The organism is Aquidulcibacter sp., assembly GCF_044346625.1.
Lineage (GTDB): Bacteria > Pseudomonadota > Alphaproteobacteria > Caulobacterales > Aquidulcibacteraceae > Aquidulcibacter.
The window spans coordinates 1-16,377 of sequence record NZ_JBIIYV010000065.1 but is presented as its reverse complement, the minus strand read 5'-3'; the positions used below and the strand labels follow the sequence as shown (position 1 = coordinate 16,377).

Below are 16,377 nucleotides of genomic sequence, written 5' to 3'. Positions count from 1 at the left end.
AACGCCAAACCCAAAATGGTCGCCCTCAACGCCCTCATGCGAAAACTCATCACCCAACTCAACGCCATGATGCGAGACCACACAGACTGGGCAAAAACCACTCCATCTTAAACACGGTTGCTCTCCCTCTGGGAGAGGGGGCGGGGGTGAGGGCCATGTGCGCACAGGCGCATCGCTCGGCCCGATTTGAGCTTCAGTAGTGCGCACTCAGGCAAAGCGAATGTACCATCCTCACCCCAACCCGTCGACCAATTGGTCGACCCCAAAAGGAGGGGGGCTCGACACCCCATCTTGCGCGCAAGCCCTGATCTACCTAAGGACTTAGAATTCCCCAACCACAAAAGTTTCGTCATCATAGGCGTTCAAAAGACAAGCGGACGCCTGCTCGGCAAGTAGCGGGATCAGACTATTAGGCAGTGTGCATCCTGAAGTTAACGATACGCCATTCGGCAAACTTTTGATAACAAAGGCAGCATTGTCAAAACTCGGCGAAAGTTCACGCCATCGCAGCAAAACGTTTTTCGACCATGTGTCAGTATAAAAGTAGCAATTGCTGCCACAGAAGAAATAAGAAATTCCTCCAAGAAACTCATTTTCAATAAAGGACCGATCATACCAGCCGCATTGAAATATCACGATAGAACCACTCGCGAAATCGGTACGACTTAGAGTTTCGTCGACCTCCCGGAATGCTACATTTCTATAAAATCCTTGACTATGATCGAGGTTTGTTCCGGCGGAACTCCAACCGTCAAGCGTGCTAATCACGTACGAGCTTGTAAATCTGCCCACACCAACGCAAGCGGCCAAACCGCCAATCTGCTCGAACCGCTTTGTCGCCATTTCTCTAAAAGCTTCAATTTCAAGATCACATTTCACTGCCTAAGCCTCGTTCGAATTTTGTTCCCCAGAGTTGGTTGCCATTCCGACAGGAATGCACCTCCCCCAAATAGAATTTCACTTGGAACGGCTTTAAGGACGCGTTTCGCCTTCAAGCCGCCCGACGATTGTTTCTGCGCAAGCTGAGGTGTCAAGGGGTGAAATCGGCTTCGGCGACACGCAGGGCGTGCCCCTTGACGCCCCATCTTGCGCGCTCAAACTGGAACTAAGCCTTTGCCTAGGCACAGCTTGCGGCAATTGCCGTCTAAGTTAGAGATACTTCCAGCAAGGTCACATCCTCTGGATAAAGTCGTAAATCTGTTGATAGCGCCTGCGGATACCAGGTGCACCTAGCCTCGTTTCCATTATCTCTTGTGCATAATCTCGACGTTTCAAGAAAAGTGCTGCAGCCACAACGCGCATTAATTGAGCCCGATCCCGGACTATTCTGCCATCGTTGCGTTCGTCGGCAATAACGATGTCTTCTGGAGTCGTATAGTTGTCCAAGAACGGCATCGTCCAGTTCTCGAGAAAGGCCCTTATGTCATCCACTACCCCAGATACACTATCGGGTTGATACAGGAACCAACGCCCGAGTTGTGCCTTTTGCGACGTGAATTCAATTGGCTGCTTCGAGGTGCCGCCAGTTATCCCCTCTAATAGGCCAAGGTTTTTGCGGACCATCTTATCTAAGATCGCATCGACGTGGGGGACAAGTATCTCCATGCTGGGGTAGACTGCCGCCGCTGCGTTCAGATTATCCTTGGGATGAATTTGAACTGCTAAATCGATCTTCTGTGTCGAACCGCGCATCACCCGCTTATAAATCAAGCTTGCCTTCCTACAGTTGAATTCCTGCGCAGACATGTACGGATCAAGTCGATCCTTCATTGCCACCAACATGCATGACTTGATCTCGTCCTTTAACGCCATCTCAGCCGGGCACCCACCCCTCACTCATCCGGCGATATGGCGCGCAGAATATCCGTGTGATCATCCGTCCACGGCTTAAGTTCTTTGCGCGGCATCATCAATTCCCACATGGGCAGCGAATATTTCGCCAAGCGTGCGGGTGTTTTGGCGATGACGATGACGCGGACGCTGGTGTCAGCATTGGGATTATCTTCGGCCCCGTCGCGATTACCTTCCATCGCGACATAGCCCAGCTTATGCGCTGAATCGGCGACAATGCGACCCAGATCCAAATAGCGGTTAGAGATGTGGACGATCATGATCCCGTCGGGAGTCACTTTTTTCATGAAGGAGGCAATGGCCTCTTGCGTGATCATATGGGTTGGGATGGCGTCAGAGGAGAAGGCGTCAACCAACAGAATATCAAACCAATTATCGGGTTGGCTTTGCATCTGTAGGCGCGCATCGCCCAGGATGATTTTGGCGTCTGGGGCACAGCGGTTCAAGAAGCCGACAAGGTTAGGATCGGTTGCGGCGCGCACCACATCTTGGTCGATCTCAAAGACTTTCCAGTTTTGGCCGGGCTTGGCATAGCAGGCAGACGAGCCCATGCCGAGGCCAATGACGCCCGCATGCAGCGTTGTAGGCTTCGCATTGGTGGCTTCTTCGAACAAGGAGCCAATGGGCGTCTCGCGATAATAATAGGACATCGGCTCGCGGTTACGATTGGGGTCCAAGCTCATCACACCATGCAAAGTGGTGCCGTGCGAGAGATAGCGCCATCCCGTTGGGGCTTGCCCACTATCTTCGATCTCCAAGACCCCAAAGAAGCTCCGTTCACGGAACTTTACCCCCTCACCGTCTTCGGTGAGCACCGGCAACAGGAGTGCTAAGCCGCCAATGGCTGCCACCAGCGGGGCCGAGCGCGACGCCATAAGAGCAGCTAAGGCGAGGATGGAGCACAGGATGGCGCCTCCAAATTCAGGCCGATCAATTAGCAAAGCCTCACGCCAGAACATCGACTCTGTGCCTTCGGCGGCACCCTTGATGGGCAAATATTCTTCCAGCCACAAATAGGCGTCGAACGAATTCTGATAGAGGGCGGAAACCCCCAAGGCGATGACGACGGCAGGCAGGGCCCACTTCAAATCCGCCCGCTGCCAAGGGGCTACGGCCAAAGCCGCAACCAGTGCCAAATGATATTCAATCGTTGTGTTGAGGAGGATGGGGGCCAAGAGCGCGGTTGCCGCCCCACCCAAAACACCGCCGAGCGACATCCACAGATAAAACTCCGTCAAGCGCGCAGGCTCTGGCCGCCGCACAGCGAGCTCAAGGTGGCAACAAAGAACAATGATGAAGAAGGCAGCCAAATGGATCCACAGACCCCTCAGCCCCCCGTCCCCATCTGAAGCCATGATGGCGGCCAACAGAAACACGACCATGAACTTAAGCGGTGCTGCGCCTTCTGCAATCCGGTCGCCAATGGCCGAGAAGGCAATGACGAAGGTCAAGAGAAACAGCGCCAGTGGGGGTATCCACAACAGCGGCACAGAAGCCACATCGGTCGTGAGATGGGTCGTAACCGCTACCAGAAGGGCCGAAGGCGGGGCTGCAAAGGCCACCCACGTAAAGCGCTCCAGCCACGTCGTCTTGCGCAGGGCGGTTTCTTTCGGCGCTTGGCTGTTAGCGGGTACCGCATAAATCGAGATGATCAAGGCGATCATCAAGATCACATAGCCAATCGCCCAGATAACAGACTGTAGCTTTGCGCCAATCATCGGCTCGATCAGGAAGGGGAAAGCGGCAAGTGCGGCAAAACTGCCCAAGTTAGAGGCCGCATAGAGCCGATACGGGTCAACCGCATCACCCAAACGGGCTCGCCAGGCTTGGATCAAAGGTGCTGTTGCCGAAATCGCGATAATCGGCCCACCCAACGAGAGCAGGAGCGCGCCTAAAGTCCAGCCAACCGGGCTCTCGACATTGGGGGTACCAACCAAGCCCGAGACATGGATCGGCAGGAACAAAAGCCCCACCGTCAGCACGCCAGCATGCACCATCAATTGTTGGCGCGGACGAAGATGTGTGGCGATTAAATGGGCATAGAGATAACCAATCAAGAGCGCGCCTTGATAGAAGACCAGGGCTGTGTTCCAGACAGCTGGCGTGCCGCCCATCATCGGGGTCAGCATTTTTGCGAAAAGCGGCTGTAAGGTGAAAAGAAGCGCTGCAGACAGGAAAGTCGTGGCCGGATAGAGCCAAGAGACAGACTTCATAAGAGGTGAAGGCGCAATAGGCGGTGCTGGAACTTGGTCATCTAAAACCGCATCTGTCACGCAGCATTCTCCTAATTGGCCATCTCTATTCTATTTGGGAGTAGCGCCCTTTGGCCTCTTCTGTGAAGGCCATAATCAGCTTCGAAACAGCTTTATCCATATTGGCGCGGAGTAATTCTGCCAAAAAAGGCTCAGAAAACTCAAAATCCAAACTCAAATCAACCAAAGTCCCGGACTCGCTGGGTCGAAAACCCCAGACACATTTCAGTGAGCGGAACGGGCCTTGGATCAGGCGGGTCATGACTGTGCGCTGGGTTTCGTCCACATCGACGTGGGTCGAGAATTGCGCCCGAAAAGCTTTATAGCCCACGACAGCCTCGCCCACGAAATAGCGACCATCAGGCGTTTGCTTAAGCTGGGAAATGCGTGACGCCTTCACCCAGGGCAGAAAGCGCGAATAGGCCGGAACATCGCTAACCAGCGCTAAGAGATCATCTGGCGCAAAAGGCATTAATTCGATGGTCTCAAACCGGCTCACGATCCCATGTGATCCTGACGCGCGTCTCTTGCAGCCTTAAGACGCTCAAAATCTTCGCCAGCATGGTGGCTGGACCGGGTGAGCGGTGTGGCAGAGACAATCAAAAAGCCTTTCGACAAGGCAATGGTCTCATAGGCTTCGAACTCTTGCGGCGTTACAAAGCGGTCGACTGGCGCATGCTTGCGGGTTGGCTGGAGGTATTGGCCAATCGTCAGAAAGTCTACGCCGGCAGAGCGCATGTCATCCATAACCTGCATGACTTCTTCTTTGGTCTCGCCAAGGCCCACCATCAGGCCAGACTTGGTGAATTGACTTGGATCGCGCTCTTTCACCCGCTCCAGCAGACGGAGTGACGCATAGTAGCGGGCACCCGGGCGGATTGAGAGATAAAGCCGCGGTACCGTTTCCATATTGTGATTGAACACATCTGGCTTGGCATCAATCACGGCTTCTGCCGCCCCAGCCTTGCGCAAGAAATCGGGCGTTAGAATCTCAATTGTTGTGTTTGGCGTTACTGCCCGGATGGCGTTGATGGTCGCAACAAAATGCGCAGCCCCGCCATCATCGAGATCATCGCGGTCCACCGAGGTGATCACCACATGTTCAAGGCCCATGGTCGCAACCGCCTTTGCGACATTGGCGGGCTCTTCAAGATCAAGGGCGTTGGGCTTACCGGTTTTGACATTGCAGAACGAACAAGCCCGCGTGCAGGTGTCGCCCATGATCATCATGGTCGCGTGCTTCTTGCTCCAACACTCACCGATATTGGGGCAGCCAGCCTCCTCACACACGGTGACAAGGCGGTTCTCTTTCACGATGGCGCGGGTCTGCTCATAGACTTCCCCGCCTGGTGCGCGCACACGGATCCACTCGGGCTTGCGCATCACGACGCTATCGGGCCGTTTTTGCTTTTCGGGGTGGCGCGCGGCGCGCTGGGCTTGGGTGTCGATGAGCGTGACCATAGGCCTTAAATGAGACCTTTCGCCCAAAAAGGAAAGGTCCAACACCATCCCATTGCGCAGAGCTGATATGGGTTCTTAAGGTAAGCGCATCCGCTTGGCCGCAGTGCCGGTCTGAAACCGTGCCGAAACCGTCTTGCCGCCCCGTCGCACATTGACTTGATTGACCTGTGCCTCGGTAAAGTCCTGCAGCAAGTTGGAATCAAGGGTCAGCTCACGGCCCAAGTAGCGACCTGCTTCAAAATAGACATAGAGCAAATCGCCCGACACTTCCGCCCCGACAAATTGAAGCGGTATGGCCTTGCCTTGTCCGTCAGCAATCAAGAATTGACGCTCACAATAAGCCTTGATCGCCGCTTGGCCTTCGGATGTTTCGAAATAGCCGACCCCAACAGGACCCAGATCAAGCGCATGTTCAAGATCGTGGGCGTAGAGCCTGTGGGTGATCTCAAGAACGCCACTCGACGGATTGACCTCAACCACACTTAAGGCGGCTTCAAGCCTGTGCGCCAACGCGGGGCTGCTGGCCAAGCTTATGGCTAGCAACCCCAGTAGAGCGACGCATGAACGTCTCATCTTAGCGATTGGGACGGGCGCCCGTCGCAGCCCCTGCTCCCGTTGTGCCAGCCCCGGCCTTTGGCGAAACCGCAGGCTTGGTCTGGGTCGACTCTTGGCTTACTGCCAGATCATTGTCCTGCATCAGATTTCGTGGACCTTGCGAGGCTTTGAAGACTTCCAAACGGGTGGGTTCGATCCGGGTTGGGAAGTAATTGTTGGACCGATCCACGTCTGCCGTTTCTTGACGTGGGTCGAGTTCGACTTGGGTAACTTCCTTGGCCGTCATATAGGTCCAATTCACCTTGCGCGCATCATAGCGCCAGATTTCTGCAGGGATGGCGACCGTATCGCTGGTTCCATCCTTGAAGGTGAATTTCAGGATTACTGGCGACACCGCGCCGCCCTTGTTTTCCAAGCTCAAAATATAGAAGCGATCCTTCACATCGAGGACGGCCCGCTCTTCTGGGCTTAAAGCTGCGCGGGCTGTCGCCGCACGCGTTTTCTGTCCCTTGGTTGCCGACAAGGGATCGGTGCGGTCATAATAGTCCAACACCGAGGGGTCATTGTCGGCATAGGTCTTGATGCCCTTATTGTTCAACTGACCCAATTCAATCGGCTTAGCATCACGCTCTGCGATGCGGCGAGCCGATTCAATATCGGGGTTTTGGGTGTCGATCGTGCCCTCGCGGACGTTGGTCAGGCTGATATCGACATGGTCGGTAGAATAGAACCAAGCGCGCCAGAACCAATCGAGGTCTGTGCCAGAGCTTTCCTCCATCGTGCGGAAGAAGTCATAGGGCGTTGGACGCTTAAAGCGCCAGCGCGTGGCATACTCCTTAAACGCCCGGTCGAAACGTGCCCGACCAATCACTGTCTCACGTAGAACTACCAAGGCCGTCGCGGGCTTGCCATAGGCATTATCGCCCAAACGCTGAACGGAATCAGACTGCGTCATGATGGGCACTTGGTTGCTGGAGCGCATATATTCGGTGATATCGCGCGGGTCACCACGACGCGACGGATAGGCTTCCGACCATTCTTGCTCGGCCACATATTGCAAGAAGGTGTTCAGACCTTCGTCCATCCAAGTCCATTGCCGTTCGTCGGAATTGACGATCATGGGGAACCAGATGTGGCCAACTTCGTGAATGATCACACTGATCAAGCCGTATTTGGAACGGTCTGAATAGGTGAGATTGCCAGCGTTATCCTTCTCAGGCCGTGGCCCGTTGAAGGTGATCATCGGATATTCCATGCCGCCAACCGGGCCATTGACCGATTGCGCGACAGGATAAGGATAGGCAAACGTCAAACGTCCATAGACGTTGATCGTGTGCGCAATGCTTTTGGTCGAATAGGCCGACCACAAGGGATCACCTTCCTTTGGAAAGAAGCTCATCGCCATCACATCGTTCGCGCCAGGCTGCTTGACCGCCATTGCATCCCAGATGAATTTACGAGACCCAGCCCATGCAAAATCGCGCACATTTTGAGCCTTAAAGCGCCAAGTCTTTGATGTCGCGGCCTTGGCTTTTTCAGCAGCAGCGGCCTCTTGTGGTGTCACAATATAGACCGGATCGCGATAGCTGGCGCGTGCCTTGGCCATACGTTCTTGTTGCGCGGGCGAGAGGATTTCGTTTGCGTTGACTAAGTCACCGGTTGAAGAAACGGCAAAGTCCGCTGGGACTGTAATGGCCACATCATAATCGCCGAATTCCAGCGTGAATTCACCCCGACCCAAGAAGCTTTTGTTATGCCAGCCCTCATAGTCGGAATAAACGGCCGCACGGGGGAACCATTGGGCGGCTAGGAAGATGCAATTGCCGTCCTGATCAGCCTTCGTAAAACACTCATAGCCATTGCGACCGCCAATCAAGCGGGAATCGCGCATCGGCAAAGTCCACTCAACTTTGAAGGCAGCACTTTGTCCGGGCATCAAAGGTTCTGCCAAATCAACCCTTAACAGCGTATCGACGACGTCAAAGGTAAGGCCTGCGCCTGCGGGATTGGTCACCTTGGTAATCGTGAACCCGCCTTCGCTGGCGCGCATGGCTTGGGCGCGGCGAACCTGATTAAAGCTGATCCGACCGGTTTCATCGGTCGTTTGAGTTAGTTCGGCAATCGAATTCTTCTTGACGTCATTTTGATCCAACATCAGCCAGAGATAGGTCAGGGTATCGGGCGAATTGTTCGTATAAGTGATGTCCGCGCTGCCCGTTAGGGTCTTTGTCGCCTCGTTCAGGCTGACATTGATCTTATAATCGACCTTTTGCTGCCAATATTTATGCCCGGGCGCACCCGAAGCAGCGCGATAATCGTTTGGTGTTGGCGCATCTTCTGGATCAAGCTGACGGAACTTATCTTGGAAGTCGCCCTTCGTTTGTTGAACAGCCTGTGCCGAAAGAGGGTGAGTGCCCACAACCGCACACGAAATAGCGATCAAAAAGGCCCGAAAGATGCTGAGGTTTTTCATCTGTTACTTCTGGCATAGGATGCGTGAGAATCTCAAGTGGGTGACTGAATATTGCTGGAAAGACGACAGCGCATCACTCAAGGAACACAGTTATTTGAGCGCCAAAATGCGCGCTATTGCTGAAACAAATTGCAATCTCGTGTGATCTGGTTAGCTTCGCGTCCAAGCTGGCCGTCGAAAACAGGGTGAAGAAACGCCCCAAACCAGTAAACTTGGAAACGCATTCTAGGACCCCAACATGCCTGTTCGCCCTTATGATGTTGCCCGCACGCGGCGCACTGTGTTTGATGCCTTGGTTGAAGCCCGGGGACGTTTTGGTGGCAAAAAAGAAATTCTAGAAGATGCCGACCGCACGCCTCTTACTTACGACCGCTTGGTGCTGGGCTCTTTTGTTTTAGGCCGTAAACTGGCCGGTTTGACCGAGCCTGGCGAGAATGTTGGGGTTCTCATCGCCAATTCTGCGGGCGGGATGGTTGCCCTGTTTGGTCTGATGGCTTTTGGCCGCACGCCTGCGATGCTGAACTTTACTGCCGGCGTCAAAAATATCCGCGCAGCCTGTAATGCCGGCCAAGTCCGCACCATTTTGACCGCAAAACGCTTTGTTGAGCAGGCAAACCTAGCCGGCCTCGTCGAAGACCTTCAGAAGGACTATAAGATTGTCTATCTGGAGGATGTGCGCGAAAGTCTGACAAATCTCGACAAGGCACGCGGCTTCCTCGATGCAACGGCTCCTTTCTTGGCGCGGGTAAAGACAGATCCCGATTCGACGGCTGTAATGCTGTTTACCTCTGGCACCGAGGGCATTCCAAAAGGTGTTGCGCTCAGTCATGCCAATTTGGTCGCCAATGTTGAACAAGTGGCAGGCCATGTGGATTTGAATCCCGACGATATTGTCTTCAATCCACTGCCTATCTTCCATTGCTTTGGCCTGACGGGCGGTACCTTCTTGCCGCTCTTGCAGGGCATGAAATGCGTGCTGTTCCCCTCGCCTTTGCAAGCAAAGAATATCGTCAAAATGGTGCGCGAAACCCAATCGACAATTCTGTTTGGGACCGACACCTTTGTTAACCAATATGCACGCCAAGCAGACGAAGGTGACTTGAACAGCTTGCGTTTCATTGTCTGTGGGGCAGAGCGGGTTAAGGAAGAAACCCGTCAAATGATGTTGTCACGCTTCAATGTGCCGATTGTGGAAGGCTATGGCGCGACCGAAGCCTCGCCCATCATTGCCGTCAATACGCCCGATCACAATAACCGCCCGGGCACCTGCGGTCGCCTTGTTCCCGGTATTGAATGGAAGCTAGAGAGCATCCCCGGCATTGATGGCGGCGGCAGGCTCTATGTGCGCGGGCCCAACTTAATGCGCGGCTATGTGCGCGTAGATGCACCAGGCGAGATCCAGCCATTGCCGGGCGGCTGGCACGATACCGGCGATGTCGTCGCGATCGACAAAGACGGCTATCTGACCATTAAGGGCCGGGTGAAGCGCTTTGCTAAGATTGGCGGGGAGATGGTATCGCTGACCGCGGTTGAGAATTACGCCACCAGCTGCTGGCCGGATAATCTTCATGTCGCCGTCGCGGTCAACGACCCTAAAAAGGGTGAGCAAATCATCTTGCTGACCGATTGCGACTTTGCAGAACGCTCTGACCTTTTGGCTTGGTACAAAAGCAATGGTGCAGCCGAGCTAGCACTTCCAAAAAAGATCATGAAGATCAAGGAAGTGCCATTGTTGGGCACGGGCAAGATTGATTATGTCAATGCCCAACGCATCGCGCAGGAAAAGCCAGAGGGTGTGGGCGCATAAACGCCCACACTTAAGCTAGCGGCTATCGACGTCAGAAATCTCAATCCCAAAGCCGCTGAGGCCCGCAAACTTATGGGTTGAACGGGTCAGCAACTTAATGGAATGAACGCCCAAGTCGCGCAGGATTTGCGCGCCTACACCGACTTCGCGCCACGTTTGTAGGCGACGGGTCTCAGACTCAGTCTCTTGATGTTGTTGGAACGGCACACCGACGGTCCCGTCACGCAAATAGACCAGCACGCCGCGGCCTTCGGTTCGGAAGGTCTCCATGGCCGCTTTAATGGCAGGGGCACCGCCAAACACGTCCTTGACCACATCAGCGCGGTGCAAACGTGTCGGTACGTCCTCGCCAGCACCAATTTTGCCCACGACGAAGGCTAAGTGATGGACAGGGTCAAAAGGGGTTGAATAGGCAAAGCCCTGTACCGGGCCATTTTCTGTTTCAACCACAAAGCTCGACACACGCTCTACAAGTTTTTCGCGGGACTGCCGATAGGCAATCATTTCGGCGATCGACACGTGCTTTAAATTGTGGGTCGCGGCAAAGGCTGCCACTTGCGGTCCGCGCATCACGGTGCCGTCGTCATTCATCATCTCACAAATGACGCCAACTTCTGGAAGACCAGCCATGCGGCATAGGTCGACGGTGGCCTCTGTATGGCCCGTCCGCACGAGTACGCCGCCATCACGGGCAACGAGGGGGAACACATGGCCGGGGCGGACAAAGTCTGCGGCGCCGATGTTTGGGTTGGCGAGTGCACGACAGGTGTTGGTCCGGTCTTCAGCGGAAATGCCCGTTGTGGTGCCGTGGCGCACATCAACCGAGACCGTAAAGGCCGTCGACAAAGGCGCGTCATTATTGGCGACCATTGGGTCCAAACGTAGTTTACGCGCGATTTCACGTGTCAGCGGCGCGCAAACAATCCCCGACGTATGCCGGACGATGAAAGCCATCTTCTCGGGCGTGCAAAGGCTTGCCGCAACAATGAGATCACCTTCATTCTCGCGGTCGTCATCGTCGGTCACGACAATGATCTCGCCAGCGGCGAACGCCTCGATAGCCGCTTCCACGCGGGCATGGAGTTGAGGTGCCCGACCTGTGCTGCCTGCTTCTAACTCTACCCCTGCCCGCTTCAAGATTTCGCTTGGTGTGGTCTTGAGCACCAAGGCCAAAGGCCCAGCATGGGCGGCCTTGAACTCCAAAGACCCAGATAGAAGTCGGCTGGCTGCCGAGCGATCGCGCCCAATGGCTGCGCCGATATCTTCTTGCGTGGCCCCAACTTCCTTCATGCGATTGCGAAACCAGACGACGTCCATCAGCTCACCTCCAGCATTGCGCAAAAATCGCACAAATTTGTTCTATCGTGGCTATATCGTGCGAAATTCACACACGTCTAGTAAAGTTAGCAGTTTGAGGCTGAAAACCGGACGGCGGTTCTAATTCAACAAGATCGGGCGACTTACAGTCGATCCGTGATGTTTTTTATGATTTGCCACCCAGCTTGCGCCTGTTGGCGTGTCTCACTTGGCCAAGCGAGATAAGAAAAGCTGACGCCTGCTATTGTTAGACCAACCAAAGTCATAAATCCCGCGAACGCTTTTGATGGCTGAACCTCGGATTCCTGCATCTTACGCATGACTGGATCATAGTCGATTTTCTGGAACTTTGGCTTGCGCTCCGACATGTAATGCAACGCGATAATCAAGCCAGCAGGGCAACTTAGCGCTGCCAAGTGAACGATCGAAAACATCTGATTGAACGCATAGATAAGGTCGCTAAACACAGGCACCCCCTAAGGATGGACCAGATTTAGCAGAAATCTCGAAATATAAGGTTAGGAACTAAGGTTAATGAATAGCTCACGTCGTGAATTGCTTTAGCTTGCCAGAAAATAGTGCCCGAAGTTAGCAAACGTGATCCCAACAAAGATCATGAGACCGACAGGAGCCATCCAACTGTTGGTGCGCTTGACCTCCATATGGCGGCTTACCCGATAGTTCTCTGGCTCTTTCGTTCCCATCATAGATGCAAGAGTTAGAACAAAAGCGAAGAAAATGGGAATACCGATCAAAAAACTGACAGGTACGCCAGCTTGCACGGCAATCCATTGAAAATCCAGATACTGGTTGATGCGCATTTACTCCTTTCCAGTACCATACAGTAATACCGAAAAATCTACATTTCTAGCCCCTTATGGTTAATCGAAGTGGAAAAATTTTAATCGAGGGGTCGTATGAAAGTCTAAGGCCGTGCTAAGGATAAATGATGTCACTTTGGAAACGACTTTTAGATCTCGCAGGCAACGCCTTCCATCTCGCCGCGCCAGACGTCGGTCCATCTGATCCGTGCTCACCAGACCCAGGCGATATGGAATTTGCCGCTGCGGTGGTGGCGCTTGCGGCCAAAATGGCGCGAGCAGATGGTAAGTCGACTTTGGACGAAGCAGCAGCCTTTCGCGCAGCCTTTCCTATTTCGCCTGACGAAAGACCAATGTTCGACAAATTATTCGCGTTGGCGCAGGAAACCGTGCATGGCTATGAAGGCTATGCACGCCGGATTGGTAAACGCTATATGGCCAAGCCCTGTCTGCTGGAGGATGTCTTAGACGTCCTGTTTGCCGTTGCAGCGGCGGACGGCGCGATTACGGACGGCGAATTGACCTATCTCATGCGTGTGTCAGAGTTGTTCGGCTTTACCGAGACTGAGTTTGCTAGGCTCTCCGCCCCCTATTTCCCAGATCGGGCACCGGACCCTTATACCATGCTGTCGGTATCGATTCAGGCCAGCGATGACGATATCCGCAAAGCGTGGACACGCTGTGTCGCAGAGAATCATCCAGACAAATTCATTGCGCGCGGTGCGCCAGTAGAGTTTATCAAGGCAGCACACGAAAAGACAGCAGCCATCAATGCCGCCTATGAGCAGATAAAATCAAGCCGAAAGCAAAAAAATCGTGCCGTCACCCCACGGGAGTCCGGTCGCGCAAGCCCTGAAACGTCGAGAGCCTATCAAAACGCACCAGCGGGATCATAAAACTGGATACAAACACTTGACGTTAAGCTTTTCAGTGCCAATCTCTTATACATGCGTTCACTGTCTCACACTGCCCGGGCCATGTTTCAAAGCACGATTGCTTTGGTTTCTGGCCTGCTGATTGTTTCAGCCCTCTTCTTTGGCGTGATGGCCATGGCGTTTGCTGGACTTGTGATTGGCTTTGCAGGTGCCGTGCTCGCAAACTTCCGCCAGCCTGAGACCCGCGCTGTGGTGACGTTGGAAGCGCGCCGCACGGGCCGCGGGTGGAGTGTGGACCCTTCGGGACGCTAACCCGCTTTTTCATCACGATTATTCAAAGCGTGTCCACCGGGCGCGCATAAACGCCTTGCGCAGTCATTTTGACACAAGCCGTGTGTAGCAAACCATTGACCTCAAATTGCTGACTGTGAAACGAGACACGCATGCGTCCAGCCGATTTCCTTTTACTTTTTGCCTGCTGCGTCGCATGGGGCCTCAACCTGCCTCTCACGCGGTGGTTGGTCGCCGATATTCCACCTATTTTCTTGGCTGGTGTGCGTTTCTTGGGATTGGCACTCCTGTTGTCGCCATTCTTGCGCCCCTTCCCGAAACAATTCAGCTTAGTCTTTGCCATTGCTATGTGTATCGGTGGCGTTCACTTCGCGCTTCTATTCTTAGGGCTGCAAGCGGCACCTGCCAGCGCCGTTGCGATTGTTGGGCAAATTGGTTTGCCAATTGTCACCATCCTGTCGATTGTCTTTCTGCAAGAGAAAGTGCGTTGGCGGCGAACCTTGGGCATGGCTTTAGCTTTTGCCGGCGTGATTGCGATTTTGTATCAGCCCGGCAAGTTCAGTTTTGAAGTCGGGCTGGTTTATGTCGTCGCCTCCGCCTTTATCGGGGCCACAGGGTCGATTTTAATGAAGCGCTTGGACCCAATCCCAGCGCTCAATCTTCAGGCCTGGGTGGGGCTTTTATCCATCATCCCGCTGTTTGGACTTTCATTCGTGTTGGAAAGCAATCAAATCCCAGCTCTATTGCAAGCCGACTGGCATGTTTGGGCCGGGATCGTCTTTTCTATTGTGGTCGTCTCAATCTTCGGCCACTCAGCCTATTATCAGCTCGTCAAGAAGTACGACATTACGTTGCTTGCACCATTGACCTTGATGACGCCGGTGATCGCGGTAGCAACCGGCGTCCTTTTCTTGAATGAACCCATCACGTTCAAGCTGATTATTGGGGGTGGCCTCACACTGGCGGGTGTGTTCTTAGTAGCAGCTCGTGAAAACAAAAGCCTGCCCAGCGACGCGGTTGCACAGGCCAAAACAGGCTGAGACTGTCAGATGCTTGGTAATCCTATTTCTACTCTCCAGCCGCGTCAAAGCCGGACCCGAAAAACGATGCCGCTTGAAATCATCCAATCCCCCTCGCCCAATTTCGACGAACGTAAGCGGCCAATCCGCTTTGTGGTACTCCATTACACCGGCATGCAAAGCGCTGATGCCGCATTGCGGGTTCTGTCTGATCCAGCACCGCTGCGCACCGCCTATCTAAACGACATACCTACAAACCCACTCTTGCCAGACGGCACGCCCGCACCAAAGACACTGGTCCCCTCGCCCATGAGCCGGGTTTCGAGCCATTACCTCGTATATGAGGATGGCCGCATCTTTCAATTGGTTGATGAAGCAAAGCGTGCGTGGCACGCCGGACGTGGTTTCTGGGACGGTGAGACGGATATGAATTCGGCCTCCATCGGGATTGAAATCGCCAATGGCGGTGACGATTTTGGGTTGCCGGAATTTCCTGAGGTTCAGATCGAAAAGGTGATGGCGCTTGTCGAACAGATCATGCGCCGGCATGGTCTCGATCGCCAGCACATCATTGGCCATTCTGACCTCGCCCCGATGCGCAAGTCCGACCCCGGTGAGAAATTTCCGTGGAAACGCTTTGCAGAAGCAGGCCTAGCCCTCTGGCCCCAGCCCGCCTTGGAAGATGGTGACCAGCGCAATTTGTTTGACGTTGATGGCATGATGGACCGGGGCATTGCCGCCGTTCAAACAGGGCTTGGCACCATTGGCTATGGCGTCACCGTCAATGGCATTTTGGACACCGAAACCCGCGCGACCTTGCGCGCATTCCAACGCCGCTTCCGCCCCAGCAAAGTTGACGGTTTTGTTGATGTCGAAACCGTCTCGCTCGTCGGGCGTGTGGCTGCCATCTTGCGCCCTGCCTAGCTTTGCCCCATGACAGCGGCGTCAGACGGTCGGGCGGCCGCTCTTGCAAGGCTTGAAAAGGCGCAAGGGAGGAAAGTCCGGGCTCCACGCAAACATGGTGGCGGGTAAGGCCCGCCGGGGCGCTGCTTTCGGGCAGAGCTTTAGGGATAGCGCCACAGAGAATAGACCGCCTCCTTGGTCCTTGGATCACAGAGGTAAGGGTGAAACGGTGGGGTAAGAGCCCACCGCTCCGACCGTAAGGAAGGAGGCATGGCAAGCCCCACCAGGAGCAAGACCGAATAGGGACACCGTGTGGCACAGCTTAGCTTGTCACGGCTCGTTTGTGGGTTAGCGTGTCCGGGTAGGTCGCAAGAGGCCTTGCGTGAGCAAGGTCCCAGATGAATGGTCGCACAGAGGGGTCAAACCCTTGGACAAAACCCGGCTTATAGACCGTCTGACATTTTGCCTCTGTGTGCTGGGCCTTTAAGTCGCCGGTGTTTGAAGGTTTAGGCGCGTCTCAAAGTTCTGAGCGCGGCACCGGCTTGCCTAGCTTGTCTTTTGCTGCAGCCAATCCAACAGATTTGTTTCTTTTACGAAGACATCATTCGATCGAAATGTCTTTTGCTGGCCGAAGAACGAACCCGCTCCGCGGGAGGTTTGTGCGTGGTGGTCTGGGGGCATGGATTTGGGTTGATTGCGATTTTGATTGAAGAGGTGGGTTTGGGCTCTGACGATGGTGGCTCCTTTAGCAA

15 protein-coding genes and 1 other RNA gene are annotated in these 16,377 nt (G+C 54.3%); 6 read left to right on the top strand and 10 right to left on the bottom strand.

Going from position 1 to position 16,377, the window contains the following annotated elements; translation table 11 throughout:
• Window positions 1-321 precede the first annotated feature (321 nt).
• From ACIQ20_RS13385 to ACIQ20_RS13355, 7 genes are all read right to left on the bottom strand, one after another.
• Window positions 322-879: a hypothetical protein gene (locus ACIQ20_RS13385; protein ID WP_395781092.1), complete on the bottom strand. Its 558-nt coding sequence runs from the start codon at window positions 877-879 to the stop codon at window positions 322-324.
• A gap of 291 nt (window positions 880-1,170) precedes the next feature.
• Window positions 1,171-1,812 carry a hypothetical protein gene (locus ACIQ20_RS13380; protein WP_395781090.1) on the bottom strand — a complete coding sequence of 214 codons (642 nt, stop codon included), beginning with the start codon at window positions 1,810-1,812 and terminating at the stop codon, window positions 1,171-1,173.
• Between the two features lie 20 nt (window positions 1,813-1,832).
• On the bottom strand, window positions 1,833-4,124 hold the full coding sequence (locus ACIQ20_RS13375; protein WP_395781088.1) for a fused MFS/spermidine synthase: 2,292 nt from the start codon (window positions 4,122-4,124) through the stop codon (window positions 1,833-1,835).
• Window positions 4,125-4,149: 25 nt separating this feature from the next.
• Window positions 4,150-4,602, bottom strand: a complete 453-nt coding sequence (locus tag ACIQ20_RS13370; protein WP_395781086.1) for a type II toxin-antitoxin system RatA family toxin — start codon at window positions 4,600-4,602, stop codon at window positions 4,150-4,152.
• On the bottom strand, window positions 4,599-5,564 hold the full coding sequence (gene lipA / locus ACIQ20_RS13365) for a lipoyl synthase (RefSeq protein WP_395781084.1): 966 nt from the start codon (window positions 5,562-5,564) through the stop codon (window positions 4,599-4,601). The genes ACIQ20_RS13370 and lipA overlap by 4 nt, the downstream gene beginning before the upstream one ends.
• Window positions 5,565-5,639: 75 nt before the next feature.
• On the bottom strand, window positions 5,640-6,092 hold the full coding sequence (locus tag ACIQ20_RS13360) for a DUF6702 family protein (protein WP_395781082.1): 453 nt from the start codon (window positions 6,090-6,092) through the stop codon (window positions 5,640-5,642).
• 46 nt (window positions 6,093-6,138) lie between these two features.
• Window positions 6,139-8,592 carry a M1 family metallopeptidase gene (locus ACIQ20_RS13355; RefSeq protein WP_395781080.1) on the bottom strand — a complete coding sequence of 818 codons (2,454 nt, stop codon included), beginning with the start codon at window positions 8,590-8,592 and terminating at the stop codon, window positions 6,139-6,141.
• A gap of 238 nt (window positions 8,593-8,830) precedes the next feature.
• Between ACIQ20_RS13355 and ACIQ20_RS13350 the strand changes: the two genes are divergently transcribed.
• Window positions 8,831-10,399, top strand: coding sequence for an AMP-binding protein (locus tag ACIQ20_RS13350; protein ID WP_395781078.1), 1,569 nt, complete (start codon window positions 8,831-8,833; stop codon window positions 10,397-10,399).
• Window positions 10,400-10,414: 15 nt separating this feature from the next.
• Here the strand turns inward: ACIQ20_RS13350 and ribB are convergent, their stop codons facing one another.
• The 3 genes from ribB to ACIQ20_RS13335 form a co-directional block, all read right to left on the bottom strand.
• A complete protein-coding gene (gene ribB / locus ACIQ20_RS13345; RefSeq protein WP_395781076.1) occupies window positions 10,415-11,716 on the bottom strand; it encodes a 3,4-dihydroxy-2-butanone-4-phosphate synthase in 1,302 nt (433 codons plus the stop codon).
• Between the two features lie 143 nt (window positions 11,717-11,859).
• A complete protein-coding gene (locus tag ACIQ20_RS13340; RefSeq protein WP_395781074.1) occupies window positions 11,860-12,183 on the bottom strand; it encodes a hypothetical protein in 324 nt (107 codons plus the stop codon).
• Between the two features lie 93 nt (window positions 12,184-12,276).
• Window positions 12,277-12,537, bottom strand: coding sequence for a hypothetical protein (locus tag ACIQ20_RS13335; protein WP_395781072.1), 261 nt, complete (start codon window positions 12,535-12,537; stop codon window positions 12,277-12,279).
• A gap of 128 nt (window positions 12,538-12,665) precedes the next feature.
• Between ACIQ20_RS13335 and ACIQ20_RS13330 the strand changes: the two genes are divergently transcribed.
• The 5 genes from ACIQ20_RS13330 (at window position 12,666) to rnpB (ending at window position 16,087) form a co-directional block, all read left to right on the top strand.
• Complete coding sequence (locus tag ACIQ20_RS13330; protein ID WP_395781070.1) at window positions 12,666-13,433, top strand: TerB family tellurite resistance protein; 768 nt, start codon at window positions 12,666-12,668, stop codon at window positions 13,431-13,433.
• A gap of 51 nt (window positions 13,434-13,484) precedes the next feature.
• The gene (locus tag ACIQ20_RS13325; protein ID WP_395781068.1) at window positions 13,485-13,724 is read left to right on the top strand and encodes a hypothetical protein; all 240 of its coding nucleotides are present in this window, start codon (window positions 13,485-13,487) and stop codon (window positions 13,722-13,724) included.
• A 131-nt stretch (window positions 13,725-13,855) separates the two neighbouring features.
• On the top strand, window positions 13,856-14,743 hold the full coding sequence (locus ACIQ20_RS13320) for a DMT family transporter (protein WP_395781066.1): 888 nt from the start codon (window positions 13,856-13,858) through the stop codon (window positions 14,741-14,743).
• Between the two features lie 9 nt (window positions 14,744-14,752).
• Window positions 14,753-15,646: an N-acetylmuramoyl-L-alanine amidase gene (locus ACIQ20_RS13315; RefSeq protein ID WP_395781064.1), complete on the top strand. Its 894-nt coding sequence runs from the start codon at window positions 14,753-14,755 to the stop codon at window positions 15,644-15,646.
• 21 nt (window positions 15,647-15,667) lie between these two features.
• An RNA gene (gene rnpB, locus ACIQ20_RS13310) (RNase P RNA component class A) lies at window positions 15,668-16,087 on the top strand.
• The last annotated feature ends 290 nt before the right edge of the window (window positions 16,088-16,377 follow it).